The sequence below is a fragment of the Pseudolactococcus piscium genome, assembly GCF_002441695.1.
GTDB lineage: Bacteria > Bacillota > Bacilli > Lactobacillales > Streptococcaceae > Pseudolactococcus > Pseudolactococcus piscium.
This window is the reverse complement of record NZ_JXJW01000016.1, coordinates 1-25,823: the sequence shown is the minus strand read 5'-3', so window position 1 is coordinate 25,823 and position 25,823 is coordinate 1. Positions and strand designations below refer to the sequence as shown.

Genomic DNA, 25,823 nt, shown 5'->3' with positions numbered 1-25,823 from the left:
AACTTAACCAATTTAACGCAATTTAAAACAACCCTAGCAAATGCATGATGGGGAAGACAAAGATTAAACTATCAAATCGATCTAATATCCCACCGTGACCTGGTAAAATTTTTCCAGAATCCTTGACACCAAAATGGCGTTTTAAACTTGATTCCACCAAATCGCCCAGCTGACCGACGATAGAAAATATAGCAACCAAAATAATCAGTTTAAAGAGATTGATATCCGGTGCTTTATTTGGGTAAAGAAAGACCATCAAGACAGCAACAACAATTGCACATGCAATACCACCTAGAGAGCCTTCGACCGTTTTATTCGGCGATACACTGGGAATAAGTTTCGTTTTACCGAATTTTCTGCCGATAAAATAAGCACCTGAATCCGTTGACCAGACAATGAATAGCGCTAAAAATAAAATAAATAGGCTACTTTGTTGAGCTGCTAATAAATTCTGAAAGCCAATACCAATATAAAAAGCTGATAGGAAAGGAAAGCCTAAGTCCTCAAAAGAATAGTTGCCTTTGGTGAATACCATGATACCCATCATGATGAATAAACATAGGGTAAACAAGGTAAAATGGCTATCTGTACCTAGTTTTGGAAAATACTGTGTTGTTGGTAATGCCAATGCTAATGCTGCAACTGTAGCTAAAATACCTTCAAATGATAAAATCTCTAATTTACGCATTTTAAACAGTTCACTCATGGCAATAATCGTGAGCAAACCAACTAAAATATGAAATGGGGTACCACCCATAATCGCTAGGCCTAAAAATACAGCGCCCGCCACGACACCTGTAATAATTCTTTGCGTCATTTTTTAACTCCTCCATATCTGCGATCACGTTTTGAAAAGGCATCAAATGCTAAATCAAGTGATGCTTCATCAAAATCTGGCCACAAAGTTTCTGTAAAATATAATTCACTATAGGCCGTTTGCCACATCAGAAAATTGCTTAATCTATTTTCTCCCGACGTCCGAATCACCAAATCAGGATTTCGATAAGCTGCTGGTAAAACTGATGTTGTTAGTCTCTCTTCAAAACTTTCTATCGAAATTGACTCAGCGGATATATCCCCAGATTTGACATCTGTTGCCAAAGATCTAACCGCATCTAAAATCTCATTTTGGCCACCGTAATTTAGGGCAATCGTTAAAATCATCCCCGTATTAGCAGCAGTATCAGCCATTGCTTGATCAATCGATTTAAGTGTTGCTTTGGGCACACCCTCTCTTGTCCCAATCATGGCAATACGAATATTTTCTTTGTTTAATGTTGGGACAAATTTACCATAAAAATCAATCGGTAAACTCATGATGAATTTCACTTCAGCAGCAGGTCTCGTCCAATTTTCTGTTGAAAAAGCATAAACTGTCAAAACTTTAACGCCCTCGTGTTGGGCATGGATAGCAATTTTTTGTAAGGCATCCATACCAGCTTTGTGTCCAAATACACGGGGCTTTCCTTGATGCTGGGCCCATCGACCATTACCATCCATGATAATCGCCAGATGGTTTGGTACTTTTTTATCTGTTTTATCTTTATCAGCTATTATTGTCATCTTAGTTTGTACCTCTAATTCGTAAGCCATTAAGTTCTTATCCATACCTAACAGCAACCTGTGATCAGTATGCAAGCTATAAAAGCTTCCATTAATTTTACCATATTTTTAAAAATAATTCTAAAAAAATAAGCCCTAGAGCTTACTTCTTCTTATTTATTCAAATGGTGAATCTGGTGTAGCTGATTTTTCAGTTACCTCTGTCACATCAGATTTTGCTTCTGAGATAACGCCATCTAAAGCATCAGATGTTGCAACTGATTCAACTGGTTTAACTGATTTAACTGCTGAGCGATCAAACGTTAAAATCACACCTTCAGCATCTAATTCGATCGTTCCTTTTTCGCTATCAACACTTGATAGAATACCATGTAAGCCACCGATTGTTACGATTTCAGAACCTGGTGTCATGCTATTAAGCTGTTCTTGACGTTTGTTAGCTGCTTTCTTTTGGTTACGTTGCATAAACCACATCATACCACCAAATAGAATGATCAAAATTATAAAATTCATCTTTTTACCTCATTTTTTTTATATCTATAATTATAGCAGATTATCAACAATAAAAAAAGGATAGGGTAATTTAATTTTTAGAAAAGAACCCGAAATTTAATCTATTGGCTATTTTTCGATTATTAATTTTTAAAACAACACTTATTTATATTCACTTTGTTATCATTCTAGAAAAAAATGATAATAAATGTTATTATTAAAGGGATACATATAACACTTCTAACCTATTTAATCTGTATAAGGAGATACATCGACATGACAAGTTCAGAACTAAAAGCAGCCGCACGCCATGCCTTAAAAGACAATTTTTTCCAAAAATTACTCTTATTAATTGTCCCATTGGTCCTTTCCGTTGCTAATGATCGCATCACTAACTCATATTCAAATGATATCAGCTCAACGTTTAAAGATACTGCAGATAAGATTGCTGGTAATCCAGATGCTGCTTCATCTATTGACTTTGGTCCACTACTCGCAATCATCATCCCAATTTTTTTGATCATTTTACTGATTAGTTTAATAATGGGCATTATTCTTACTGTTTTTCAAACAGCAGCCTTGTTCAACTACATGGAAATTTTTCGTGGTGAAAAAGAGGAAATTAATTTATCAACTGATATTTTTAGAGCCTTTAAAGATGGATATTTTTGGAAAATATTCAACTTAACCTTTGTGATTTCAGTTATTATGTTTATTCTCATGTTTATTCCAATCATTGGATGGGGATTGATGATTTATTTTGGACTGTGTTGGTCACAAGCAACTTACGTCTTATATGATAAGCTCAAGCATAATGAATATCAAGGTGTTTGGGATGTCTTAAATACCTCAAAAATGATCATGACAGGCTATAAATTTAAGTATTTCGTATTTAATTTAACATTTATTGGTTGGTACATCTTAAATGCTATCTCTTTGGGTTGGGCACAAATTTGGACAATGCCCTATACAACCATGTCTATGGTTGCCTTCTATGAAGCACGTATTCAGGATCGTTTATAATAAAAAAACAGCCGAAGCTGTTTCAATAGGTCTGTCTTGACATGCGTCAAGTGGCTTATGCTAAAAGAAAACGCGCAAGCGTTTTTTTTGTTACTTATCTAAACTCACAGGCTTCAACATGATCATTCACCAACCCAACAGCCTGCATATAGGCGTAACAGATGGTCGGTCCAACAAAGGAGAACCCTCTTTTTTTCATATCTTTACTCATTTTTTCAGATATGCTATCTACTGCAGGGACATCTGACATCTTTTGATAATGATGATCGATTGGCTCACCAGCAACATATTGCCAAAGATAGCTTGAAAAACTACCAAATTCTGCTTGGACCTTGATAAAAGAAATTGCATTTTTGACAATCGCATTCATCTTTAATTTATTGCGAATCAACCCAGCATTTTGTAACAAGGCATCTATCTTTGTTTGATCATATCTGCTAATTTTTTCTACTGAAAAGCCATCTAATGCCTGACGGTAGTTCTCTCTTTTATTCAAAATAGTTGTCCAACTTAGTCCAGCTTGCATGCCTTCAAGTATCAGCATTTCAAAGAGGATTTCATCATCATATTTAGGTTTTCCCCATTCTTGATCATGGTAAGGCTCTTCTAATGCTGAATTTACCCACTCACATCTTATCATTTGGTCACCTTTCTTATTTGAGACTACCTAGATTGTAACATATTTTTTTTGTGTAAAAGAACACAAGCAAGATTGTTGCGTTTCAGCATTAAAGATGGGTAAATGGTAATGTTGTATTTTATACATAAAAGACAAGGAGAGTAACATGACCCAAGATTATCGTGTACTATTGTACTATCAATATGTCCCAATTGAGAATGGTGACTTATTTGCGCAAACACATCTAGCAGCTTGTAAAGCGATTGGCATTACTGGCAGAATTTTAGTGGCCGATGAAGGGATCAATGGTACCGTCTGTGGTACATTTGAACAAACTGAAGCATACATCAACATGATGCATGAAGATCCTAGATTTGCAACAACCATCTTTAAAATCGATTTATCTGATACAAATAGCTTTAAAAAGATGCATGTTCGCTACAAAAAAGAGCTCGTCAATCTGAACCTAGAAGATGACATCAATCCTTTAGAATTAACTGGTGCTTACTTAAGTCCAAAAGAATTTAAAGAAGCGATGTTGGATGACAATACCGTCGTGATCGATGCTCGTAATGACTATGAATTTGATTTAGGTCATTTTAGAGGGGCAGTTCGACCTGATATCAGAAATTTCAGAGAGTTACCCCAATGGATGCGTGATCACAAAGAAGAATTTTTAGAAAAACGTGTCCTTACCTACTGTACTGGTGGGATTCGTTGTGAAAAATTCTCTGGCTGGTTAGTCCGTGAAGGCTTTAAAGACGTTGGACAACTTCATGGTGGCATTGCAACATATGGTAAAGACCCCGAAGTTCGCGGCGATCTATGGGACGGAAAAATGTATGTCTTTGACAGCAGAATTGCTGTCCCAATTAACCAAAATGAAACAGTTATCGTCGGTAAAGATTGGTTCGATGGCACACCTTGTGAACGTTACATTAATTGTGGTAATCCTGAGTGTAACCGGCAAATTTTTGCTTCTGAAGCAAATGAAGCGAAATACCTTGGTGGCTGTGAACATGACTGTCGTGTTCACCCTAATAATCGCTATGTCATCAGTCATCAACTAACACAAGATGATATCCTATCACGCTTAATGGCTATAGGTGAAGTTGTCACGCAGTAAAAATAAGTTTGACCTTTTACCTATAGAGAGGATCAAATAAAAAAAGTCATCAGATCAAGCTTGATCTGATGACTTTTTTATATTCATGCTGATAGCTAATCTATTTCAGCTTTACGACCTTAATTTTTCTTTCCTGTGAAAAATGAGACAACTGCAACTAAAATCACAGCACCAAGAATAGATGGAATCAAAGCCATCCCAGCTAAGCTAGGACCCCAATTACCAAATATAGCTTGACCAATCATAGACCCAACTAAACCGGCTACGATATTCGCTATCCAGCCCATAGAATTACCTTTTTTAGTAATACTACCAGCAATTGCACCAATAATTGCACCAACAATAAGAGACCAAATCCAACCCATAGTCATACCTCCTCATATAATTAACGTCATATTTAACGTCCTTACTCTTTCATTCTATAACATTCAATAGAATAATGTCAATTATCTAACACTGAAATGAATATTCAATAGGTATTATTTTAATTTAATGTCCTATAGATGAGTAAATAGTATGGATCTTGTCAGCTTATGCCAGTGACTAAAAGCAAATTATTTTAAATAGGCACATGATGCATAAGACATGGTAAAATAGCAATATGGAAATTTTATTGTTATGAATACTTATAAACAGTGGGTTTGTAGCTATGAAATTTAATTGAAATTTCAAAACTAACCAAAAAACTAACCAAGCAATCAAAAATCATTAGTTGAATAAAAAATAAAGTCTATCAGCAAGAAAAAAACTGGTAGACTTTATTTTGTATTTAAAATTATATCTACTAATAAATTTCATTAATTCTGATATAATATAGAGGAAGAGGATTTTATGATAACGTTAATTATTTACTTTACTAAAATAAAAAGGGGATTTGATGAGTAATATTTTATTAAAACCCCTACTCAAATATCCAGGGGGGAAAAGTTCAGAGTATAAACATTTAAAAAAGTTTTTTCCGAAATTTGATACTTATGTAGAGCCTTTTATTGGTGGAGGTGCTGTCTATTGGGCTAGCAATGCAGATAAATGGTTTATAAATGATTTTTCGGAGGAACTAATTTCATTATATAAATATACTGAATCACAAGATGAATTATTTTTAAATTATCTAAGAGATATTAGTATAATGTGGAGTAAAAAAGCTGACTATGTGTCTGAAATTGAAGATGCAGTGTTTGAGCAGGTAGTTCCTGATGATAAATTGTTATTAAGTATATCTAATGACCTGTTAGAACTCGTTGATAAACTTCCTAAAAAACATCTGTCTTTATCTACATACCTGTATGATAGTATTTCAAGGAAAAGAAAATCTTTAGCAAAAATCTCTAAGAAAGAGACAATAAAAAACAAAGATGAAAATGCTTTAGGTGTATTGGGTTCAGCTCTGTATACGTATTTAAGGAGTTTATATAATCATACTTCATTTGAATTGTTTCCTGAACTAAAAACAGCTTTGTATTTATTTATTAGAGAATATGCGTATTCATCAATGTTTAGGTTTAATGCTGACGGTTTGTTTAATGTTCCTTTTGGAGGAAACACCTATGCAAAGAAAAATTTTTCACATAGATTAAATCAAATAACGGATATAGATGTTATAACAAAATTGAAAAATACAACTATAACTCAAGGAGATTTTTCTAAGGCAATTATAGATAAAGAAAATACATTTATGTTTTTAGACCCTCCTTATGATTCTGAGTTTAGTACTTACAACTTACATGTATTTGATGCTAAAGAGCAAATAAGGTTACGTGATGTATTATTAAATATAAAGAAAACTAAATGGTTAATGGTTGTTAAGTCTACCGAGTTTGTTGAAGATTTGTATGAGAGAGAGGGGTGGTATAAATTTAGATTTGATAAATCTTATTCGGTAAATTTCAAAAATAGAAATTCAAGAGATGTGAAGCATTTGATTATTACAAATTATAAATTGGAGGATAGTATTTATGGCGACTTCGGAAAGTGATATTAGAAAAGGTGTTTCCGTCTTGTTAAATCAGTATGGAACTTTAAATACAACAGAGGTAAAACAATTATTAAATACGGTAATACCTTTTGATGAAGATGATAATGAACCCAGTGCAACAAGAAATGAACCGTTAATAATTCAAAGAATTGGTAATGTTGTATCTCATCAGAAAGAAGATATTAAAGAATATCAAGATACATATTTAATTGATAAAAATAATAAGCCTGCTGTTTGGTCGTTGTTGATAGGTTTAAAATCAGATGACACATTAAAAAGAATATCTGAGGATAAAATTGTCGAATTGAAAAATTTAAGGTCACAATTTTTACCCAAAAAAATAGACTGGCAAGGATTGAATGATACCCGAACTGAGTTAGGACGTTTGGGAGAAGAATTTGTTATTAGATATGAAACGAAAAGAATATTGACATTTGCTCCACAAGATACAGACAGATTAATACATTTAAGCGAAGAGCAAGGAGATGGTGCAGGTTTTGATATTATTTCTTTGGAAGAAAACGGAGCTAATCGTTACATTGAAGTTAAGACTACAAAAGGAAGTCTCGATACTCCATTTTATATGACGGAAAATGAGCGTTTATTTTTTGAACTACATAAAAATCAAGAAAATTTGTTTATTTATCGGATTTATAATTTTGATGAGATTGAAAGAAAAGGAGAAATTGAAAAAATTCCAGCATTAAATTTATTTTCAAATTATAAATTTGACCCAATTTCCTATAAAGTTACAAGGATAGTTTAATTGTTTATATTTTCTTGTAATTTATTAAATTTTAAAAATAAAGTCCATCAGCAAGAAAAAAACTGGTGGACTTTATTTTGTATTTAACTTGAATATTTACTCGTTTTTGTAAAATTGATAATTTGAATTAAACATGGTATAGTTTATTAGGGGGAAAAAACATGATTGAATGTAGTAACTGTGGAAGATTTACAAGTCCAAATGAGGATTATTGTGAATATTGTCATGAGAAAATTACTCAGGAAGCGATTGAAAAATATGAGGAAAGAAAAAAAGATATAGTTGAAATTGAACAAAAAAATACTGAATTTTTAGACACAAAATCTAAAAATATAGTTGAATTTTTTAGTATTTTTAACATAATATTGATTGTCATTAATGTTATTGGTGTAATTTCATTTTTCTTTATAACTGGGGAACTTTTCGGTGGATATATAGAATTTCCTTTATCTATGAGATTGACGATTCTTGTTTTGAGTTTAGTATATACTTTATTTCTATACATGGCTGTTGAAATGGGTGTTAAACATTTTTTAAATGTTGCTGAGATAAAAGAGATGAAATTTCAGTCGTTGATACATGATGAAAATGAACAATCTAGTAAATGATTAAAAAAACGATAGATAGAAAAATCTAATCGTTTTTTGTTTACTCATAGAAATAATCTGACTCATGATAAGGAGTTAAACCAAATTTATCAGAAATAATGTTATTAAATTCATCAATTATAATACCGTCTAAATGATAGGGAAGATTTAAATTATCTATGATTTGTTGATAATTTGTGTCTGGTGTAAAATCATACTTATCATCTAACATTTTCATGACTTCTTGTATCATATATTTGTTAGCTTCATATTCCAAGTTATCGTTTTGAAAATGATTAGTGATGTACTTGTTACAATCTCCATTTAGAAAGTGTGCTGTCTCATGTAATATTGTGAGTGATATGTCTAGTTTATCCAGATTTTGATTAATTAAAATGACAGGTAAATCATTGAAAATACCAAAATGACCGTTATCTTCCATTTCTATATAATCAATTTTTATTCCTAGTTCTTTTACTTTTCTACATATTTTTGGCAACATTTAATATTTGTCTTTAAAGTTATCTATTAACCACTGTTTAATTGCTTCACGGTCATTTTCTGACATAGTTTTTCCACTAAAGGCATGAAATGATTCTAATGATTTTTCTAAATCTTCATCAAAGGTAGATTTTTTTACTTGGTCTGTTTTTCCGAGTAGATAGTCAGTAGATACATTGAATATATTTGCTAATTTTTGAAGTGAGTCATTGTTTGGTTCTCTTTCTCCTCTTTCCCAGTAGGAGTAACCTTTTTGAGAAATATTTAATTTATTAGCGATTTCTTTTTGGGTTAGTTTGGCTTCTGAACGCAGTGTTTTTAATCGTTCTGGTAACATTTTTATACCTCCAAAAAAATAAATTTAAATTTATTTAAAATAAGTCTTGACAAAAAGAACATTTTGTTCTAAAATGTAACTATAGAACAAAATGTTCTACAAGTTTTTGAAACAAAAGGCTATTCATTATATAATAAATAGCCGATTGGTTCAAGAACACTATTCAAAAATTATCTTGTTTGTCTTGATTAATTTTTCTAAAAGAAATCAAACAAAAATCAAGTCATACAAAAAAAGTAAATTTTGAATAATTGAACTTTGAAAAATAAATCATAATCGTTAAGATAATGACTTACAATCCAGTTGTAATATAAGGTGGTACTTTTATTATAACTGATTGTATAGCCGTTGTCAAAATGATAATGGCAGTGGAACTGTACAAGCCCAAGTAAGGAGTAGTGACTTACAAACCACTGCATAGACTTAGTGAGCCAAGACCTTTTAATAAGTGAGCCACAATCAAATCTCGGTCTATGTAGTGAACCTGTCTAACAAAGGAACGCATGGCGCTTGAAAAATGACTAAAAGTTTTTCGTATAGGTAATATGTTAGCTGACTTATGAAAGTATTTCAGCCTTGTTTGAAACAAGTACAAACGGTGGTAGGTTCGATTTTACCATGTCTTGAAAATGAAAGACTAGAGATTATATTGAATATTAATGTAACAAAAAAATACAGTATCAGTTCATTCTGATATTTTTTAATTTTCCGATAGAAAGCATTTGCTGAACATCATACAACATGAATGTGCTTGTTTCTATTAAATCAGGAAAACAATTATCAATGAGTGCCAACTTCGGTATGTTTGTTTCTTTAGTAATAAAGAAAATAATTGTCAATGAGTATCAACTTAGATATGCTTGTTTCCTGTGAAATGACAATAGACAATATTTGTCTGTTGTAAACTGCTTATAAGTATTTATCCCAACTTTCCTTATAAGCAGTTTAGAGCAGATAAAAATGAACGCTTGACCGAAAAGTCATAAAACTATTTAATACTTTCTAACCTTTCCTCTTGGTATAGTGGATATTTTGTCGCTTGGTTAGCGATTATTCAAGTAAGAACTCGACCTCTTACTTGTCCGAAAGACTAATCAAACTTACTGTTTGTGTCTTTTGTTTGTGCTTGGACTAGAGAAATCTAGTCTTTTTTGTTTGACCTGAGCAAGTCTTAAAACTGTATTAACTTGTGGAGGTATAGAAAATGTCAAACTGTTTTAGTTGTCCGATTACAAAAGATTATTTTTTCGATTTTGACCTGAACATGTCATAAACTGTTTAGCCATATATAAACGAGATTAATGACTGAATATATCAGTCGAGACTAGGACAGGGTCTTATCTACTGTCTGATAATTGAATTAACTGAGATTGAAAACAAGGTATTGAGTATCTTGTTTTTTAGTGGCTTTCTTAATGGTAAGATTATGCGTTTAAAATATCTAGTGTGTTTTTGGTTCAACGTGTAACAGGTTCAATCCCTGAAAGCTACATAAAATAAAAAATATAAGGAATAGTGGTATAGAAAATGGTTATTGGTTATGAGAAATAAGAGTGATAGCGCCTATAAAAAAGAGATTGAAAAAATGAGTGTTGCGGAGTTGACGGATAGGTTGCGTCCTTTTTTTCTTAGAGAGGTTGAGAATAATTATGAATTAAAGTCAAGAGTTACTTTAGAGGAAGAACAAATTGATTGGATAAGTCATTTTATTTGTACTGATTTGTTCGGTCCTTTTTAATAAGGTTGACTAAACTTGACCCTAACAAGTCTTTAAACTGTGTTTATGTTGTGAAGTCACTATAATCAAAATGCTGTACTTCCAGTTTTTTTTAATTTTGATTACAATGATTATTTTTAGGAGATAACATATGTCTGCATTAAAAACACTTTCAGTAAAACTGGAAGAAATTATCGAGGATAAGAAAATTTGGGTCAATCCTAACCCGACTAAAGTCAAAAAAACTATGACACAACCTGACTTGTTAGTTTACAGTGCTAGTGGTTTAAATGAGCCTAATTTCCGTGTGGTTGTACCTGCTAATAAAGGTTTTGTACCTAACAGTCGAGTACAGGTAAAAATCATTAAGCCTAAACTTGGTGGCTTTATGTTTGATGAGGGTATTGCTGGTTTGAAAGATTCCGCAGTGATTTTTGCGGATAGTGTAGAGGAGATGAAATAATGGCAAAAGCAAAGAAAAAATACGGTCTTGATACCTTTAATAAAGGGTATTCTGTTGATGTTAAAGAAACCTATGGCGATTTGATTTATCTTGATACGATTGCTTCTGAACGGTTTAATTATGAAGATACTGAAACTGGTGCTATCTATAACAGTCAAGCCGAACTGGATAAAGAACAACCTGATAAAAACTTGCAAAAGGTTGAAAATACACATGAAATTGAACATTTGTATGTGCAGGTTTATTCAGAAGTCCAAAAAGACAATATGGATATTCGTGTACCAGTAGACTTTGACGACACTAAATTCAATATTAATGACCGTGTACGTCTGACTGGTAAAGTTGTTGCTCGATTACAAACTGGCACAAAACGTGTTGATGTAACTACCGCAAATGGTCGAACTCGCCAAGAAACAGTAGCTGACTACTTTTTCACGGTTTCAGCTGAGGGGTTAGAAAAATTAACTAATCAGTCTGCTACTCCTGCACCACAACCACCACAACCAAAAGAAGAAAATCAAAAGAAATAATCTTTGATTTTTAGAAAGTTGGTGCTAAATGAAGTTAATTAAACAAATTTTCCATTTTAAGGGTATAAAAATTGGTAAGAAAGATAAAACATTACAAAAAATAATTGTGATTGTTTTGCTCTTACCTTTTTTGTTACTATTTGGTTTTTTGACTTATCTTTTGTTGCCACAATTGCTTTCAAATTATATTCTTTTGATAGTTTATACTATTTTGTTTATTGCAGTAAGTGCTTTAGCTACTTTCTTTTTTTATCGTCTACTCCATATCAAATTTTGGTTTTTCAAAAAGTTAGAAAATCGAAGATTGTTACTGAGACACTTGACAGAAAATCGGATATTTTATCCAATTAAGAGAAAGGATAAGAAAGATAAGATTAAGTATCCTGCTGTTTATCTTAAACAAAACAAGTACACGATAATTGTTACTTTAGAATTACGTGGTGGGCAATTTCAAGATAAGTTTTTGAATATTGGTGGTGCTTTAGAGGTAACTTATTCAGCGGACTTAATGGGTAGGATAGATGAAAAGGGCTTTGTCTCTTATGTTTATTCTGCTGATACTATCCTAGGACGTATCTCAGCTAAAGATGTACGTGTTGTTGACAAGGGTCTCATGCTTATGGAAGATGTTTTTTGGGATTATGTGCATGACCCGCATTTATTAGTTGCAGGTGGTATAGGTGGTGGTAAAACCGTATTTTTACGTTCTATCTTAAATGGACTACTTAGAGTAGGTGTTGTTGAAATACTAGACCCTAAGCAATCTGACTTTGAATCTTATAGTCAATTAGATGTTTTAAAAGATAGAGTTGAAATTGATTTAGTTCAAATGATGAATAAAATCAAGCAATTCAAAGAAAACATGGAAATCAGATATGCCACAATGCGTCAGTTCAAGAAAGATAGAAACGAAAAAGAATTGGGCAATTTTCAGTCGTATGATTTGAAACCTGCGTTCTTGATAATTGATGAGTTTCCTTCATTTCGTGCAAGTATGCTTGAACAAAGAGAGTTAGTACCAGAAGCTGAAATTGTTATGGGTGCTTTAAAGCAAGTTATCTTAAAAGGTCGTCAAGCTGGCTTTTTTGCGATTATCGCAACTCAGAATGTAAAAGCTGATGATTTGCCTTCTACTCTCAAAGATAATATCATGACACGTGTTTCAGTTGGTCGTTTATCTCAATATTCTTATGAAGTGATTTATGGCGAGGAAAACAAAAATAAATACTTTAAGTATATTGAACAAATTAATGGGGAACGTGTTTATGGTCGTGGTTATTATGGTGTATTTGGCAATCCTGCTAGAGAGTTCTTCTCTCCCTTAATGCCTAAACCTGAGGAATGGGAATATTATGATGAGTTTGAAACTTTAGAAAGACTTGAACTTGAATTTGATAAACAAGTAACAGTAGCTAAAACTTATACAGGTCAAGAACTGTCTGAGGAGTTAGCGATTGATTATCGTGTGTTTAAAAAATATAAGTCCGAGTTTGAGACTGCTGGTCAAGAATTTGATAAAACTTATAGTACTACTGATTTGATTATGTTTGAAAGGGCGGTTGACTATAGAAAGTCTGGTAAAACTTACCAAGAAGCTATTAGTGAAGCGATATTATGATGAAACAATCAAAAAGAAAAACCTTTGAGCGGTGGACTTGTCTGTGGAACGAGACCGTAAAAGACGTGGCGAAAAGCGGAGCCGAAAGGCGGAAGCGTATTGAGTGCGGTTTTTACGGTCTTGTTACGCAGTTACAAGACCTTTGCCTATGCCCGCAAGGGCATAGGCAAAACAGCTTACACCCCGAATTGTAATACGGGGTGTAACAATATAACCAACTTAACAAACTCTTTATTTAAAGGCCTCTAGGTAAGCTTGATTGGTTATATTGAAATCAAGAAAAAATTAGAAAAGAGATTTAAAATGAAATATTATGCGGTTGTTGTAAAAGGCGAGATGAGTGTTTTTGATGAAGCATACGTGATTAGCGCTAATAGCTTAATGGAAGTCGAAAGTGATATTAGTACACACTATTGTGGTAATAATTTTTCTTTAGCACGCTATCAGATAAAAGAAATTACAGAACAGGAATATTTGAAACATGACGATAGACGAAAATTTTGATTTAAAAGGTATCATGAAAAACTACCTTTTATCTCAAAAAGACGTTGGTAAAATCGTTGGTGTTTCACAAGTATTTATTTCTAATGTGCTTTCTGGTAAAAAAACATTAAGCTCTAAAAAGAAGCAAGTTCTACTTGACTATCTGAGTTATAACTCAAAATATGAACTTGAAACAAGTGTTGACTATCTAAGAATTAGACTTAAAACTTTGAAGTGGTTTGAAGTGATTGAAGATTTACTCCTCATGGATAGTAACTTATTCAATATTGATGTATCAAGTATGCACAACTACAACATGAGTATGTCTTATGGTAGTATACGTATTTTACGACATAGTGAAAATATTGATATGGGTACACTTGTTGAGTTTAATGGTGGTGGTTGTCGTGAGTTTGAACAGGAACTCAAAGACCAAAATAGAACATGGAAACAGTTTTTTCAAGATTGTTTCCATTTTTCTATGAAGAAAAAACAGGTAACTGATTTTGAAGATTTAGATGATTACTTAAAATTTACTCGTCTTGATTTAGCGACTGATGAAATGTACTCAAAAAAAGGTAACTATGACTTACGTAAACTTTATGACAAAATGTTGGCAGGTCAAATTCAAACACCTTTCAGGCAGTTTTCTTCAAATGAAAGTTTCTTATATCGAGACGGAGAGTTTATCTCTACTGGCTTATCGTTGTATTTTGGTTCACGTAAAAGTAAATCAATCTATATCAATTTCTATGAAAAAGATAAAGAGCAGTCTATGGCTCGAAACTTATATCTTGATGAAATTCATGAGCTGTACGGTTATAAAAATCGTTATGAAATTAGGTTATTTGGCGATAAAGCGACACAAGTCATTTTTGATTTCTGGTATAACGATATTCCACTACAAAATTTAGCAGGTCAAATTATCTCTCATTACTTGGATATTAAGGACGATAAAGGTAATTGGGATATTGAATGGTTAGATGTTTTTGGTTCAGATAAAAGTTATGGCTTTGTCAATAAACCTAGGGAAGTCAGTTATGACCGAACATTAAAATGGCTTGATTCATCTGTTTTTGCTTCTTTGAAAAGAAACTTGGAGATTGATAGATTGACTGGTTCTCAAAAGACAATGGACTTATTTCACGAAAAAGAACTTGATGAAAAAAATCAGAATTTAGTAGATTCTATTGTTAAACAGAAAAAGGAAAGGGCATTTTATGACAACTTTCATGAAATGAGTGAACTTGAATATGACTGATTTAACATTTTCTGAAATTGAAAAAATCAATGAAGCACGTGAAAGACGATTGATTGAAGCGTCCTTAAAAGTGAGTACTCAAAGATTTCGTGGCACTTATGAAGCAAAAAGAAAAATCATGATGAAAAATATCAATAGTGAAGCGTGTCAAATTATGCGTATAAAAATTGATGTTCTGTCTCATCATCATTACCTAATGAAAGATTGGCGCTGGCATGGTTTTGAAATGATGTATTTTGGTTGGACTAGAGAGGAGAAATTACAGGAACTTAAAAGATTAAATATTGAATATGATAAATTACTTTAAAAAGAGTGATTAAAATAATGATTGGGCGGGTATTGAACTTTTAAATAAACTAACTTTTAATAAAAGAAAAGAGGTATAACCTATGGCAAATGCAACACAAGAATATCCAAAAATTGACCCTAAAAAAACTAAACAGTTGATTAGTACTTTAGGGGAGCTGGTAGAAAAACACAATTTTGATGAAGCGTGGACGATTGCAGGACAGCTAAATAGTATTTTGAAAGAACAAGCTGAAAATTTAAATGGGGCTGAATACAGCGCTTTGGAGGGTGTTATCAAGTCCTATTATTCTCTTAATGAACAACACAAAAAATTCAGTCAACGTACCTATGCTTTTGCACGTAAGGCAAATGATGTAGCGAGTTAATCTGAATGTGGGTGGTATTATTTTAATCAATAGAAAGAGGACAAAATGCAAATTAATGTTTATGAAATGATTGAAGATGATAAATTCTTTATCGGTAGTTATCCTGACAATTTTTCAAAAGGTCGGTGGTTTACTGTTGAGGAGCTTATTTATTCTAGTTATGAAAAAATTGAAGCTGAGTATTTAGAGAAATACAATCCTATCGAACAGCCTGAATTAGAACTTGGTGTGTTTGATATAGACAATGTTTCTGGACTGTGGAGTGGAGAATATGATGTTTCATCTTTAATTGATAAATTACGTGAAATTGAGTCAACTGAATATTATGAAATTGACTTAGAAATTTACGAATTTACAGAAGAATTTTTTGAAGAAACAGGTATGTCAGTTTATGATGTCGCACGTGCAGTTTATTTTGGTAATATCAAAGGCTGGAATGATGATTATATCGGTTTCAATGGTTACGGTAACTTTGAGACTTATTCTGAAACAGATTACCAGTCACAAATTGATATGTATGTAAAAGACTTAGGTCTTTTTTAAATTTCAGGGGCGCAAATGTCGAAGTTTGCGTTCTTATATAAGGAGATGTTACAAATGGGCATAGACGATATATTTACAGATGAATATTTAAACAACTGTTTAAATAAATATAGTCATAATTTCACTAAGTTACGTTACGTCATCTCATTCTCGGAGTTGTTTGAACAAGTAGTCGAAAAATATATTATCACAAGAATGCTAGGTCTGTTAAAAACGGAAATAGAACTGTATTTTGAATATGTAAAAAGAAGCAAGGTTATGCTAAAATTGGATTATGAAAATAAATCAATTTTAGTTATGGAGCTTCGAGAAGATATGTATGAATTTAACTTTGTTTTTCCGTATGAGAAATACGACAATATGATTGAAGTTGTTTATGATTTGAATAATCTTGTCTCTAGTGATGGCATGATTGTAGTCTATGCAGATAATACTCCGTGGCGATTAAAATCAGGTATTTTAATAAGGACGACTAAAAATACAGAGCTAATTAAAGAGATTGCAAGTATGAATGGTATGGAAAATGATACAAGTTATGGCTTAGAAGAATATATCAAGGGTATATTCGGGAAACAACATAATAGTTTTTCTCTGCCCCCAAGGGCGACTTTGGAAGATATTAGGAGGTATTTTTCTACTATATTTAAACATGCTAGTGAAGCAGATTTGACGAATCAAAATTATGATTTTCAGAATTATAGAAAATCAAAAGTTTTCGTTTCATATTCTCATAAAGATAGTGATGTTGTATACGAAACTATCAAAAAATTAGAAGATAAAGGTTTGAATTTTTGGGTTGACTATAAAGAAATAGATTATGGCGATAGTATCACTGAAAAAGTGGATTCGGGAATAAGAGAATGTGATATCCCGATTATCTTTTTGAGTGAAAATACTAAAACATCATTATTTGCAAAACATGAATTGAAAACTTTTTTGAGAAAAATTATTTATGCTCAAAACAATTCGAAACCTTGGTTGATTATAAAATTGGACAGTGTCGACTTAGAAGATTTGTTTGTTGGTTTATCTGATTATAAATATTTCAATAATCAAGTTCAAACTATTGAGGAGTTGGTTCAAATAGTTCGGAATAAAATAGCAAAATAGAATGCAAATGTTGAAGTTTGTGTTTTTTTTAGCCCAAAAAGAAAGGTTTGTTATGACTTTATTTTCTGAAAGATTGAAAAAAGCACGCAAAGAAAAAGGCTTTTTACAAAGAGAATTAGCTGAAATGCTTGGTGTTAGACAAGGGAGCTATACACATTGGGAAACAGGAACGCGTGAGCCTAATTTTAAGAAATTAATATTGCTTGCAAAATACTTAGAAGTCTCAACTGATTATTTATTAGGAGTGACTAATATTAAAGGAGAGAGAAGTATAATGTTTAGTTTTTTTAAAAGAGACAAAGAAAAAGAAGTTTAGACTTTACCAAATATTGAAATTGATAATCATGAAAGTTACGATTTTACAAATTCTGAGTTAAAAACACTTGAATATTTAGTTGGTATTTAGATATGGAGTGAGGGAGTGAAAAATTGTAAAAACAGAACCGCCAAAAACCTTGTAAACCCTTGGTATATATGGTATAATAAGGCATAGGTAAATAGCAATTATTGCTTAGAATACGGATAAAAATTATGAAAAATTTAGTAGAAAAAATCAAAAAAACGACTTTAAAACAAAGAGTTGCAACTGGTGCAATTATTTTGTTATTGCTAGGCGGTGGTACTGGTCTTGCGGTCAATCGTCATAATGAAAAAGTTTTAGCTGATAGCAACGATAAAATCGTCAAGGCTAATAAAAAAGCAAACCTTGAAAAGCATTTAAAAGCTGACAAGGAAGCCAAAATTAAAGCTGATAAAGAAGCTAAAGCCAAGACAGAAGCTGACAAACAAGCTAAACTAAAAGCTGAAAGTGAAGCCAAGGCTAAAGCAGAAGCTGATAAACAAGCCCAAGTTCAAGCAAAGGCACAAGCTGAACAAGCGCAAGCGGTCGCAACACAACAAGCTGAACAGGCACAAGCCCAAGCGGTTGCTGAACAGTCTCAGGCGCAAGTACAGGCTACTGAACAAGCCCAAGCCACTTATACTGCACCTGCCCAACAAACACCCGCTACACCGTCATACACAGCACCTGCACAGTCTGCACCTAGCCAACCCTCTTATCAAGTGGATTGGTCACAAGCAGGTCGTGACCGTGACGAATACAATGCAAGCCAAGGAAATTATGATAAGTCATTAATGGCTGGTGCTTATGATTAAAACCAAGAACTTTTAAAGGTTCTTTTTCTTTTATAAAACCTTGACCGAAAAGTCCGAAAACTAAGTTATCAGAAAGTCTTTTGGCTTTCTTTTTTTTATTGAAAAAAATTTTTAGAAAGAAGGTACTTTTTTTGAATAAAGATAAAAAAGTAAAGCAGTCACGTTTTCGTCAATGGAAGTCAGGAAAGAAATGGTTATACAGTGCTACTGCTCTAGCCTTATTGGTAGGTGGTGGTTTTGCATTAAGCCAAGTTTCTCATGTTGAATTTCCACAAACTTTTGTCTTAGCTGATGTTGTAAATGCCACACAAATTGGTACAGTCAACGGACAACCTATTGTCAAGGCACAGTCCAATGATATGACATCTGCTAGTTTCCAAGGTACGGTAGACGGTCTACTTGCTAGTGCAAATTTAGACGGTGCTAAGTATGTAGCTGATAATATCGGTTGGCAAGCTGATACAATGCTCTACAACGGTCAAGCTCTTTCAACCTTTGGGACTGGTGCAACGTTTCCATTAGGTCAAGACGGTTTTCAAAAATCAGATTTAGCTATTCATGTTGACTTAAACCAAGGTTTTTTGATTAAAAATGTTGGTACAATTACAGACACTACAACTGGCGAAAAAATTAAAGTTAACTTAAATGTAGTAAACAATGGCTTTGAACATGGCAATGACGGACAAACTAACCAAGATTTAATCTTTGGTGTTCGTAACGAGGGAGGCACTTTAACCTTTGGTGCTGTCACACCTGTTTCTGGTACTAATACTGGTGGCGGTCAATCTGAAAATGGCGGTGGCGCTGGTGGTGCAATTGGTGACGGTTCAATGGTTGGCTTTATTAATAAAGTCCGTACGACTGTCTCGTTAGTTCGTTCTGACAACGGTCAAGAAATTCCTAACAATGAGTTGTTAGTTGCTATGAAAGTTTCTGATGTAGACGCTAACCAACTAGCTGAGGTAGGCGCTAACGGTGCTTTGGGCTACATTGTCAGCCCTGATACTGCTCTTTCAGTCTCAGGCAATGGTCTACGCTCTAATAATAATGGCGCTGTTATTACAGATTCTCCACTCTTGACCTCTAACTCATATGTGGTCTTAAAGCACTTTAATAGTTCATTAGTTGACTTTACCTACTTAGACGGTAAGGGCGACCACATGGATATTGTCTGGGCGTTGTTTGGATATTTGCCTTTCAAACTGAACGTGACAGGCGATTTACAGGTCAACAAAACTGGTGTTGAATCTGGCGCTAACATGTGGAATGGTAATTACACGCTTAAAGGCAATACCTTTACTGCTACAAACAAAAAGACTGGTAAGGTCTATACTGCTGTTTCTGACGAAAAAGGGAAAGCATTTTTCAAAGGCTTGCCTATCGGTATGTATGGTGTAAAAGAGACTATTTCATCTAATGGCTTTATTAACTCATTCAAGGAACAAACGATTGAAGTTAAACAAAATGCTAAAACTGCCAAGGGCTATAATGAAGTCTCTGGCGACAACCAAGAAATTAAGGGCGAAAATGAACTCTTGAAACTTGATAAAGATACTGGAAAGGCAGAAAGCCAAGGTAAAGCCGAACTAAAAGGTGCTGAGTATAAACTTGTCTATTTAGATGATAGCACTGGCTCTAGCCCTCACAAGAAAGGCGATACTGTCAAATGGTCTGACAATCCAAAAGCAAAACTCATTTCAGGCGAAAAAGTAACTGAATCAGTCATTGGTGGTAAGAAAGTTTCTCATGGCGATAATATCGTTGTTCGTATTGACGGTACTAAGTTCAATGCTTATGTTGGTAACTTAGCAAGTGGAGAATATGCTTGGGAAGAAATCAACGCACCTATTGGCTATGCTTCTGATAAAGAAGCACATAAATTTGAGATTAAGAAAAAGGATGATAAAACCCAAAATATCATCACACCTCAATCTAAGTCACTTGAACAAGTGATTAAAGCAAAAATTTCAATTCAAAAGAAAGTTGAAATTTCAGGCGAAAGTGCTGAAAGTGGCTTCAATGATATTAAGTTTAACCTCACACCTATCAATGACACCAAAGCTGATACACAAACAATCACAACTGGTATTAAAGATGATGAGGACGGTTACGCAAATGTTGAACTCGTCTATGGCGATTGGAAGCTAACAGAAGATGAAGCAACTGCGCCTAAAGGTTATGACTTAATCAAGCCTATCTATATCCATATGACGACTGACCCTGAAACGGATATTATCACAATTTCCGCAAGTTATCATGAGGACTTCTCAAAACCATTCTCTACACGAACATTCTCACAAAGTGATAATACGGACGGTAAGAATGAAAATATCAAAGGTACTGTGGCAGGTAGTGTGTCTAGTGATGTACCGTTCATTAGTCTATCAAAAATCAATTTGACAGACAAAGATGTACCAACACCACCTGAAACACCGTCTATTGATATTGAAAAATCAAATGAAAAAATTCCACAAGCAGGTCAAGGTAACAATTCGGATAAAGATAATAACTTGGGCAAGGGAGACGCTGATACGAAAGATACTGCTGTTAAATTGACTGATAAAGCCCAAGCTATCAACTTCCGTGTCACAAACAATGGCTCTGAAACACTCACGCATATCAAATTGACGGATAAAACCATTGAGGGCAAACAAGATGTGAAAGATATTAAGTGGACTTATCAAGGCAAGGCGCTTATTATCAATCAAGACGGCGAGTTTGAACTTGACGGTAAACTACTTGAATTGCCTGTAGATGATTATATTGAAGCCACTGGTACGCTTGATAAACTAGCTGATAGCGAAACACACGCTGATGAAGCGACTGTCTCAGCTAAGGGTGCTATTTCTGGTAAAGATGTTGGCGATAAGGATAAATGGTATGGCGAAAAACCTAAGACACCTGCTAAACCTAAAATTCCAGAAACTCCTACACCTGCTAAACCTAGTCTGCCTATGACTGGGGAAGCTAAAGCAACACTTGTAGGTCTTATTGGTGCTGTGATTGTTGCGGTCATTGCTTTCTTGAAACATAAAGAAATCGCAAAAGCACTAGGTGCTATCAAGTCCAAAATCAAAAAATAAAAATCAAGACTAAACCACAACTAGCTGAGTGTGCAAATGGGGTGCGAAGCCCAATAGAAAAGGTAAAGCATGATAGAAAATTTCAGTAGAAATTTAACTCGATTACGACAAATGAAAAATATTAGTCAATTGGAACTGGCAAATGATTTGGATATAGGTAAACAATCTATCTCAGATTATGAAAATCAAAAAGTTTATCCAACTTTTTCAAACTTGGATAAGATAGCTCGCTATTTTAATGCTACTGCTACTCAATTATTTGGTACTGAGTTAGAAATTCAACTAGAAATAGGTCATGATACTATTGATGAGTATGTCAAGAAAGCGACTGTAATTTTAGAAGCTAGAAATGCAATACCTGAAATTTTATCATTTCAAGAAAAAATAAATAATATGGTAAGGAGTGAAAAATTTGAGTGAACAAGAAGAACTCTACTATGAATTAAGTGATATTGCGCATGAAATGAAAATCAGAGTAAGTGATTTAATTATAGTTGCTAAAGAGTTAGAGTTTGGCGAGGTCAAACCTGATGATTTATTTACTTTATCAGAAGCTAAACAACTCATTGCACGGTATGATGAAAAACAAAACAAGCCTGAAAAAGTGCCTGAGAAAAAAGACAAAGGTTTACTGAAAAAACTCAGAACTAAGAAAGATGAATTGTTTGCGCCTAAAGATGATAAGAAAAACAAGAAAACTGTTACTTTCATCAATAAGCCCAAGAAAAAATTCACACTTAAAGGTTCTGGTACTTTCAAAAGTAAAGTCATTGTCTATGGCACAATTGGCTTATTATTGAGCTTATCAGTTGGTGCAACAACTTTATCCATTATGTCACGGTCAAAAGCCTTATCTAAACCAACTGTCTCAGTTGTATCTGATAAGCGTATATTGAGTGAAACAGACAATAAAGTCAATGTTTATATGACTAGCTTTATTAATAGTTATTTTAACTACTCGTCACAAAATACTGGCGATTATTCAAAAAAATTAACTGAGTATTTTGGCGATAATGTCAATATGACTTATCTACCTGAAAATAAAAGTGATATGAAATTAGTATCAAGTACTTTACTTAAAATTGAAAACAATTTAGCTACATATGTTGTCAATTACCAAGTAAAAGAAAATTCAGAAGATAAAAACAGTAAATTTCTTGATAGGTCTGTAGAATTTAACATTCCGTTTGCTAGTAAAGCTGACAGATTTTATGTGTCAGATACACCTTTCGTGACTGCCCTAAGCGAGTTACAAGGTAATAATGTTAAAAAACAAGGTCTGACAAAACAAACACAAGACTATACAGAAAGTGAAGTTAAAGAGTTTGGCACGTTCTTAGAAGCCTTTTTCACAGCTTATACAACTGATGATAAAACACTTGCCACTATGAGTGCTGATATTGTCGGTATTAAAGGCTATAAGTTTGATAAGTTACTTTACACTTATTATACTAAAGGTGCTTCTGGTACAACAACTGCTGTTGTAACAGTCTCTTTCAAAGACAGTCTCAATTCAATTCATAAAGAAAATTTTGAGTTGTCAATTAAGAAAAATGGGGATACTTGGTTTGTCAAAACATTAAATCATGGTGTCTCACAAGATTATTTTAAAGAAGAAAAGGAAAAATAAAATGACAAATATTTTAAACGCTGTCGCATTACTTATTCTAATCGGTGCTGGTATCGGTGCTTTGAAAGCCTTTGCGAAAGGCGATAAGACAAACGCATTAATGACTGGCTTAATAGGACTTACGGTATCTAGTATTCTAAGTCCAACAACATTTGAAGCATGGAAAGTAGTGATTAGTTCTGTAATTTCTGGAATCGGTAAAGTAATTAACAGTATTTCTGGTTCTTTGTAATATGGAAGATAAAGAGAGATACCCTGATAGAGATACATTTTCATACCAATTATCATTAGAAGCGCCCTCATATCTACCGCCAATACCTTTGGTTGGCGAAAAGAAATTATCATGGGCTTTCTATTTGATTTTAGAGTTTACTTTGTCAATGCTATTCTTTTGGAAAGTATTGTTTTTCTTTTCAGTATATTGGGCATTTATATTTTCGGCTTTAATTGCTTGGAACTTTGCTGACCCTGTGGCTGATTTAAAGATTGACGGTAAATTCTTTCATAGATATTTGTTTGATAAAATCATGTATTGGTTGATTTACGGTAGAAGAAAAAACACACATTACCTATCACAAGGTAATCTTATAAAGAAAATAAGGAGTTAGAAATTTGAATAAAAGAAATGGGATTGTTGCTTTTCACGGTAATTTGATGTTACGGTCAAATCTTGATGTCTATGCAATGTACGAAATTCCTGAAACGATTGTTAATACAGTAGATATTACACTGAAAAATGAATTTAAGGAATTGGTAGCTGATACTTTATCTGATTTAGAAATTTTCGGTGGCTTTGAAGTCTCAACGATTCCATTTTCTACAGAAGCAACACATAATTATAAGTTTTTGGAGCAGGACTTAGCAGAAGATACTAAACCAGTTGGCTTGTATCTTATGAAAAGGCAAGCTGAGGAGCTTAAAAAACAAATTGGCGAAACTTCTCAGGATAGATTCTTTTTAACTATACCGCTTAGAAATAATCATGTATCACTTGATTTTAAAGACGGTCTTAAAACAGCTATTACTGATTTTTCAAATAGAGTAATGGCAACAATTGGTTCTGATGTTACTTTTGATGAAGATTGGTATGAACGATTTGAAGAACTCAATCATGAAATTTATCAAACACTGTTGCCACTCAACGGTTATATGCCAAAACAAGACCAGACAATTTTCGTCAATAATAATCACTATTTACGTGGTATGTCGGTTGATAAAGAACTTGAAATTATTCAAATTGAAAATAACATTGATAATTTTGGCAGTGCTGGTGTTAGTTTTGAAAATTATGGTATTTTAACTTTAAGTGACGGTGCGCAAACAACTTACTTAGCTATATTGCCGATTGCCATACCACCGTCAAACTTATCTTATAATCACTTTATCGAAAGACGGAGATTACTAGGTTTTGATACAGAGGTACAAACAAAGGTTATCTTTGCTAAGAAGAATGGCTTTAATTCAATGCAACAACGTGCCAATCGTGCTAAGCAAAAACATAAAAAAACAAATGAAGATATTGCTATGAGAAATGGTATTGTTCGTGATGAAATCGGACAAGCAGAAGCCCTTTCAGAAGATTTAGTAAAAAAATCAAACCGTGGCGAAACAATTATCTCTTATCTTCAATCAATTTTTGTCTATGATGATGATTATGACCGCTTACAAGAAAAAATAAAAATTGTCATGCGGAATTTCAAAAAAGCTAACATTGAGTTAGCACGTGCTAAAGATGACCAAATTTATCTCTTTTATAAACATAGATTGACTGAGCCTTTATTTGAGAATGAACGCAGATACTTACAGACAACCACAATGGCAGGCTTCGCAGAAAGTCTGTTTTTTACTGGTCAAAAAGTAGGTTCTGATGTTGGCTTGTATATGGGTAGAGTGGATTCAAGATATGACCGTTGGTCTGGTGGTTATAAAGAAGCACTCCAGAATTCAAGAAATCTTGTCTATTATAATCTGTTACAAGCTAATAAGTTAGATGTCGAGGGTAAAATTAGCTTTGACGGTCTTGTAAAAGTAACAGGTCAAATGGGCATGGGAAAATCATTCTTTGTTAAGCAAATGTTTGTCATGAATAGTATTTTGAAAACAAAATTGCTTTACTTTGACCCCAAAGCAGAAGTTAGAAAACAATTCATGAAAGTTTTACATGATTATGAAAGTCAAGGTATTTATCCTGAAATTTGTGACTATATCAAACAGATTAATTTTGTGACCATTGACGCTAGAAATTCTGAAAATCATGGTGTCCTTGACCCATTAGTATTCTTGACAGGACAAGAAGCTAAAAACTTGATTATTTCTATGATTGGCGAGTTTTACGACTTGAAACAAAATGAACAATTTGAAAAAGAATTGTTACAAATGATTGAAAAATATCTAGTCTTGCGTGAAAATGGCGAAAAAGTCGGTACTAAAAATATCATGGAAGCCCTCACTAAGAGTGATACTGACAGAGTGAGAATTACTGCTGAGTTACTACTTGAAAAAATTAGCAATTCTACTCTATCTCTTTGTTTCTCTAATGGTCAAAATGAAGCAATCAGTATGTCAAA

The 25,823-nt window shown here is 33.2% G+C and carries 30 protein-coding genes; 23 read left to right on the top strand and 7 right to left on the bottom strand.

Annotation, left to right across the window (positions count from 1 at the left end):
• Nucleotides 1–22 precede the first annotated feature (22 nt).
• The 3 genes from RU86_RS08430 to yajC all read right to left on the bottom strand — a co-directional run bounded on the left by RU86_RS08430 (nt 23) and on the right by yajC (nt 2,076).
• Nucleotides 23–817: a phosphatidate cytidylyltransferase gene (locus tag RU86_RS08430; RefSeq protein ID WP_096814912.1), complete on the bottom strand. Its 795-nt coding sequence runs from the start codon at nt 815–817 to the stop codon at nt 23–25.
• The gene (gene uppS / locus RU86_RS08425; protein WP_179296256.1) at nt 814–1,563 is read right to left on the bottom strand and encodes an undecaprenyl pyrophosphate synthase; all 750 of its coding nucleotides are present in this window, start codon (nt 1,561–1,563) and stop codon (nt 814–816) included. Before uppS ends, RU86_RS08430 begins: the two co-directional genes overlap by 4 nt.
• A gap of 156 nt (nt 1,564–1,719) precedes the next feature.
• A complete protein-coding gene (gene yajC, locus RU86_RS08420; RefSeq protein WP_096814910.1) occupies nt 1,720–2,076 on the bottom strand; it encodes a preprotein translocase subunit YajC in 357 nt (118 codons plus the stop codon).
• A gap of 255 nt (nt 2,077–2,331) precedes the next feature.
• On the opposite strand from yajC, the gene RU86_RS08415 reads away from it, so the two are divergent.
• Entirely contained in the window at nt 2,332–3,078 is a 747-nt protein-coding gene (locus RU86_RS08415; RefSeq protein ID WP_179296253.1) for a DUF975 family protein, read from the top strand.
• A gap of 94 nt (nt 3,079–3,172) precedes the next feature.
• Here RU86_RS08415 and RU86_RS08410 read toward each other — a convergent pair whose 3' ends face one another.
• Nucleotides 3,173–3,718, bottom strand: coding sequence for a DNA-3-methyladenine glycosylase I (locus RU86_RS08410; protein WP_096814908.1), 546 nt, complete (start codon nt 3,716–3,718; stop codon nt 3,173–3,175).
• Between the two features lie 145 nt (nt 3,719–3,863).
• On the opposite strand from RU86_RS08410, the gene trhO reads away from it, so the two are divergent.
• A complete protein-coding gene (gene trhO / locus RU86_RS08405) occupies nt 3,864–4,823 on the top strand; it encodes an oxygen-dependent tRNA uridine(34) hydroxylase TrhO (protein WP_096814907.1) in 960 nt (319 codons plus the stop codon).
• A 119-nt stretch (nt 4,824–4,942) separates the two neighbouring features.
• Here the strand turns inward: trhO and RU86_RS08400 are convergent, their stop codons facing one another.
• Nucleotides 4,943–5,188, bottom strand: a complete 246-nt coding sequence (locus RU86_RS08400) for a GlsB/YeaQ/YmgE family stress response membrane protein (RefSeq protein ID WP_047916452.1) — start codon at nt 5,186–5,188, stop codon at nt 4,943–4,945.
• A 512-nt stretch (nt 5,189–5,700) separates the two neighbouring features.
• On the opposite strand from RU86_RS08400, the gene RU86_RS08395 reads away from it, so the two are divergent.
• From RU86_RS08395 to RU86_RS08385, 3 genes are all read left to right on the top strand, one after another.
• The gene (locus tag RU86_RS08395) at nt 5,701–6,798 is read left to right on the top strand and encodes a DNA adenine methylase (protein WP_096814906.1); all 1,098 of its coding nucleotides are present in this window, start codon (nt 5,701–5,703) and stop codon (nt 6,796–6,798) included.
• Entirely contained in the window at nt 6,779–7,564 is a 786-nt protein-coding gene (locus tag RU86_RS08390) for a protein NO VEIN domain-containing protein (protein WP_096814905.1), read from the top strand. Before RU86_RS08395 ends, RU86_RS08390 begins: the two co-directional genes overlap by 20 nt.
• A 161-nt stretch (nt 7,565–7,725) precedes the next feature.
• Nucleotides 7,726–8,172, top strand: a complete 447-nt coding sequence (locus tag RU86_RS08385; protein WP_096814904.1) for a hypothetical protein — start codon at nt 7,726–7,728, stop codon at nt 8,170–8,172.
• A 40-nt stretch (nt 8,173–8,212) separates the two neighbouring features.
• Here RU86_RS08385 and RU86_RS08380 read toward each other — a convergent pair whose 3' ends face one another.
• Both RU86_RS08380 and RU86_RS08375 read right to left on the bottom strand, forming a co-directional pair.
• Complete coding sequence (locus tag RU86_RS08380) at nt 8,213–8,653, bottom strand: ImmA/IrrE family metallo-endopeptidase (RefSeq protein WP_096814903.1); 441 nt, start codon at nt 8,651–8,653, stop codon at nt 8,213–8,215.
• Nucleotides 8,654–8,989, bottom strand: coding sequence for a helix-turn-helix domain-containing protein (locus tag RU86_RS08375; protein ID WP_096814902.1), 336 nt, complete (start codon nt 8,987–8,989; stop codon nt 8,654–8,656).
• Nucleotides 8,990–10,529: 1,540 nt separating this feature from the next.
• Between RU86_RS08375 and RU86_RS08370 the strand changes: the two genes are divergently transcribed.
• The 18 genes from RU86_RS08370 to RU86_RS08285 form a co-directional block, all read left to right on the top strand.
• Nucleotides 10,530–10,727 carry a hypothetical protein gene (locus RU86_RS08370; RefSeq protein WP_096814901.1) on the top strand — a complete coding sequence of 66 codons (198 nt, stop codon included), beginning with the start codon at nt 10,530–10,532 and terminating at the stop codon, nt 10,725–10,727.
• Between the two features lie 130 nt (nt 10,728–10,857).
• Complete coding sequence (locus tag RU86_RS08365) at nt 10,858–11,169, top strand: hypothetical protein (protein ID WP_031367055.1); 312 nt, start codon at nt 10,858–10,860, stop codon at nt 11,167–11,169.
• A complete protein-coding gene (locus tag RU86_RS08360) occupies nt 11,169–11,699 on the top strand; it encodes a DUF961 family protein (protein WP_096814900.1) in 531 nt (176 codons plus the stop codon). The genes RU86_RS08365 and RU86_RS08360 overlap by 1 nt, the downstream gene beginning before the upstream one ends.
• Before the next feature lie 28 nt (nt 11,700–11,727).
• The gene (locus tag RU86_RS12110; protein WP_179296252.1) at nt 11,728–13,317 is read left to right on the top strand and encodes an FtsK/SpoIIIE domain-containing protein; all 1,590 of its coding nucleotides are present in this window, start codon (nt 11,728–11,730) and stop codon (nt 13,315–13,317) included.
• 303 nt (nt 13,318–13,620) lie between these two features.
• Complete coding sequence (locus RU86_RS08350) at nt 13,621–13,821, top strand: hypothetical protein (RefSeq protein WP_096814899.1); 201 nt, start codon at nt 13,621–13,623, stop codon at nt 13,819–13,821.
• Entirely contained in the window at nt 13,799–15,061 is a 1,263-nt protein-coding gene (locus tag RU86_RS08345) for a replication initiation factor domain-containing protein (RefSeq protein WP_096814898.1), read from the top strand. Before RU86_RS08350 ends, RU86_RS08345 begins: the two co-directional genes overlap by 23 nt.
• The gene (locus RU86_RS08340; RefSeq protein ID WP_245325884.1) at nt 15,054–15,368 is read left to right on the top strand and encodes a hypothetical protein; all 315 of its coding nucleotides are present in this window, start codon (nt 15,054–15,056) and stop codon (nt 15,366–15,368) included. The genes RU86_RS08345 and RU86_RS08340 overlap by 8 nt, the downstream gene beginning before the upstream one ends.
• An 82-nt stretch (nt 15,369–15,450) precedes the next feature.
• A complete protein-coding gene (locus RU86_RS08335) occupies nt 15,451–15,735 on the top strand; it encodes a hypothetical protein (RefSeq protein ID WP_003139569.1) in 285 nt (94 codons plus the stop codon).
• Nucleotides 15,736–15,780: 45 nt separating this feature from the next.
• On the top strand, nt 15,781–16,278 hold the full coding sequence (locus RU86_RS08330) for a hypothetical protein (RefSeq protein WP_096814896.1): 498 nt from the start codon (nt 15,781–15,783) through the stop codon (nt 16,276–16,278).
• 54 nt (nt 16,279–16,332) lie between these two features.
• A complete protein-coding gene (locus tag RU86_RS12355; RefSeq protein WP_245810506.1) occupies nt 16,333–17,388 on the top strand; it encodes a toll/interleukin-1 receptor domain-containing protein in 1,056 nt (351 codons plus the stop codon).
• A 1-nt stretch (nt 17,389) separates the two neighbouring features.
• Nucleotides 17,390–17,704 carry a helix-turn-helix domain-containing protein gene (locus RU86_RS08320; RefSeq protein ID WP_245810505.1) on the top strand — a complete coding sequence of 105 codons (315 nt, stop codon included), beginning with the start codon at nt 17,390–17,392 and terminating at the stop codon, nt 17,702–17,704.
• A 215-nt stretch (nt 17,705–17,919) separates the two neighbouring features.
• On the top strand, nt 17,920–18,543 hold the full coding sequence (locus tag RU86_RS08315) for a hypothetical protein (RefSeq protein WP_096814895.1): 624 nt from the start codon (nt 17,920–17,922) through the stop codon (nt 18,541–18,543).
• A gap of 131 nt (nt 18,544–18,674) precedes the next feature.
• Nucleotides 18,675–21,626 (top strand): prealbumin-like fold domain-containing protein, encoded by a 2,952-nt coding sequence (locus RU86_RS08310; RefSeq protein ID WP_096814894.1) that lies wholly within the window; start codon nt 18,675–18,677, stop codon nt 21,624–21,626.
• A gap of 69 nt (nt 21,627–21,695) precedes the next feature.
• Nucleotides 21,696–22,046, top strand: a complete 351-nt coding sequence (locus RU86_RS12500; RefSeq protein ID WP_096814893.1) for a helix-turn-helix domain-containing protein — start codon at nt 21,696–21,698, stop codon at nt 22,044–22,046.
• Complete coding sequence (locus RU86_RS08300; protein WP_096814892.1) at nt 22,039–23,256, top strand: conjugal transfer protein; 1,218 nt, start codon at nt 22,039–22,041, stop codon at nt 23,254–23,256. Before RU86_RS12500 ends, RU86_RS08300 begins: the two co-directional genes overlap by 8 nt.
• A 1-nt stretch (nt 23,257) precedes the next feature.
• On the top strand, nt 23,258–23,488 hold the full coding sequence (locus RU86_RS08295; RefSeq protein WP_061775292.1) for a hypothetical protein: 231 nt from the start codon (nt 23,258–23,260) through the stop codon (nt 23,486–23,488).
• A 1-nt stretch (nt 23,489) separates the two neighbouring features.
• Entirely contained in the window at nt 23,490–23,864 is a 375-nt protein-coding gene (locus tag RU86_RS08290; RefSeq protein ID WP_031367045.1) for a hypothetical protein, read from the top strand.
• Nucleotides 23,865–23,868: 4 nt separating this feature from the next.
• On the top strand, nt 23,869–25,823 hold a 1,955-nt coding region (locus tag RU86_RS08285), incomplete at its 3' end, for an ATP-binding protein (RefSeq protein ID WP_096814891.1).

What these genes read in the sequence shown, in the direction of transcription:
- RU86_RS08290 (WP_031367045.1), top strand. Translation starts at nt 23,490, where the DNA reads ATGGAAGATAAAGAGAGATACCCTGATAGAGATACATTTTCATACCAA.
- RU86_RS08365 (WP_031367055.1), top strand. Translation starts at nt 10,858, where the DNA reads ATGTCTGCATTAAAAACACTTTCAGTAAAACTGGAAGAAATTATCGAG.
- RU86_RS08380 (WP_096814903.1), bottom strand. Translation starts at nt 8,653, where the DNA reads ATGTTGCCAAAAATATGTAGAAAAGTAAAAGAACTAGGAATAAAAATT.
- RU86_RS08385 (WP_096814904.1), top strand. Translation starts at nt 7,726, where the DNA reads ATGATTGAATGTAGTAACTGTGGAAGATTTACAAGTCCAAATGAGGAT.
- RU86_RS08330 (WP_096814896.1), top strand. Translation starts at nt 15,781, where the DNA reads ATGCAAATTAATGTTTATGAAATGATTGAAGATGATAAATTCTTTATC.
- RU86_RS08370 (WP_096814901.1), top strand. Translation starts at nt 10,530, where the DNA reads ATGAGAAATAAGAGTGATAGCGCCTATAAAAAAGAGATTGAAAAAATG.
- RU86_RS08340 (WP_245325884.1), top strand. Translation starts at nt 15,054, where the DNA reads ATGACTGATTTAACATTTTCTGAAATTGAAAAAATCAATGAAGCACGT.
- RU86_RS08335 (WP_003139569.1), top strand. Translation starts at nt 15,451, where the DNA reads ATGGCAAATGCAACACAAGAATATCCAAAAATTGACCCTAAAAAAACT.
- uppS (WP_179296256.1), bottom strand. Translation starts at nt 1,563, where the DNA reads ATGACAATAATAGCTGATAAAGATAAAACAGATAAAAAAGTACCAAAC.
- RU86_RS12355 (WP_245810506.1), top strand. Translation starts at nt 16,333, where the DNA reads ATGGGCATAGACGATATATTTACAGATGAATATTTAAACAACTGTTTA.
- RU86_RS08345 (WP_096814898.1), top strand. Translation starts at nt 13,799, where the DNA reads ATGACGATAGACGAAAATTTTGATTTAAAAGGTATCATGAAAAACTAC.
- RU86_RS12110 (WP_179296252.1), top strand. Translation starts at nt 11,728, where the DNA reads ATGAAGTTAATTAAACAAATTTTCCATTTTAAGGGTATAAAAATTGGT.
- RU86_RS08395 (WP_096814906.1), top strand. Translation starts at nt 5,701, where the DNA reads ATGAGTAATATTTTATTAAAACCCCTACTCAAATATCCAGGGGGGAAA.
- RU86_RS08410 (WP_096814908.1), bottom strand. Translation starts at nt 3,718, where the DNA reads ATGATAAGATGTGAGTGGGTAAATTCAGCATTAGAAGAGCCTTACCAT.
- RU86_RS08390 (WP_096814905.1), top strand. Translation starts at nt 6,779, where the DNA reads ATGGCGACTTCGGAAAGTGATATTAGAAAAGGTGTTTCCGTCTTGTTA.
- RU86_RS08400 (WP_047916452.1), bottom strand. Translation starts at nt 5,188, where the DNA reads ATGGGTTGGATTTGGTCTCTTATTGTTGGTGCAATTATTGGTGCAATT.
- RU86_RS08295 (WP_061775292.1), top strand. Translation starts at nt 23,258, where the DNA reads ATGACAAATATTTTAAACGCTGTCGCATTACTTATTCTAATCGGTGCT.
- RU86_RS08350 (WP_096814899.1), top strand. Translation starts at nt 13,621, where the DNA reads ATGAAATATTATGCGGTTGTTGTAAAAGGCGAGATGAGTGTTTTTGAT.
- RU86_RS08315 (WP_096814895.1), top strand. Translation starts at nt 17,920, where the DNA reads ATGAAAAATTTAGTAGAAAAAATCAAAAAAACGACTTTAAAACAAAGA.
- RU86_RS08415 (WP_179296253.1), top strand. Translation starts at nt 2,332, where the DNA reads ATGACAAGTTCAGAACTAAAAGCAGCCGCACGCCATGCCTTAAAAGAC.
- RU86_RS08430 (WP_096814912.1), bottom strand. Translation starts at nt 817, where the DNA reads ATGACGCAAAGAATTATTACAGGTGTCGTGGCGGGCGCTGTATTTTTA.
- RU86_RS08360 (WP_096814900.1), top strand. Translation starts at nt 11,169, where the DNA reads ATGGCAAAAGCAAAGAAAAAATACGGTCTTGATACCTTTAATAAAGGG.
- yajC (WP_096814910.1), bottom strand. Translation starts at nt 2,076, where the DNA reads ATGAATTTTATAATTTTGATCATTCTATTTGGTGGTATGATGTGGTTT.
- RU86_RS12500 (WP_096814893.1), top strand. Translation starts at nt 21,696, where the DNA reads ATGATAGAAAATTTCAGTAGAAATTTAACTCGATTACGACAAATGAAA.
- trhO (WP_096814907.1), top strand. Translation starts at nt 3,864, where the DNA reads ATGACCCAAGATTATCGTGTACTATTGTACTATCAATATGTCCCAATT.
- RU86_RS08320 (WP_245810505.1), top strand. Translation starts at nt 17,390, where the DNA reads ATGCAAATGTTGAAGTTTGTGTTTTTTTTAGCCCAAAAAGAAAGGTTT.
- RU86_RS08375 (WP_096814902.1), bottom strand. Translation starts at nt 8,989, where the DNA reads ATGTTACCAGAACGATTAAAAACACTGCGTTCAGAAGCCAAACTAACC.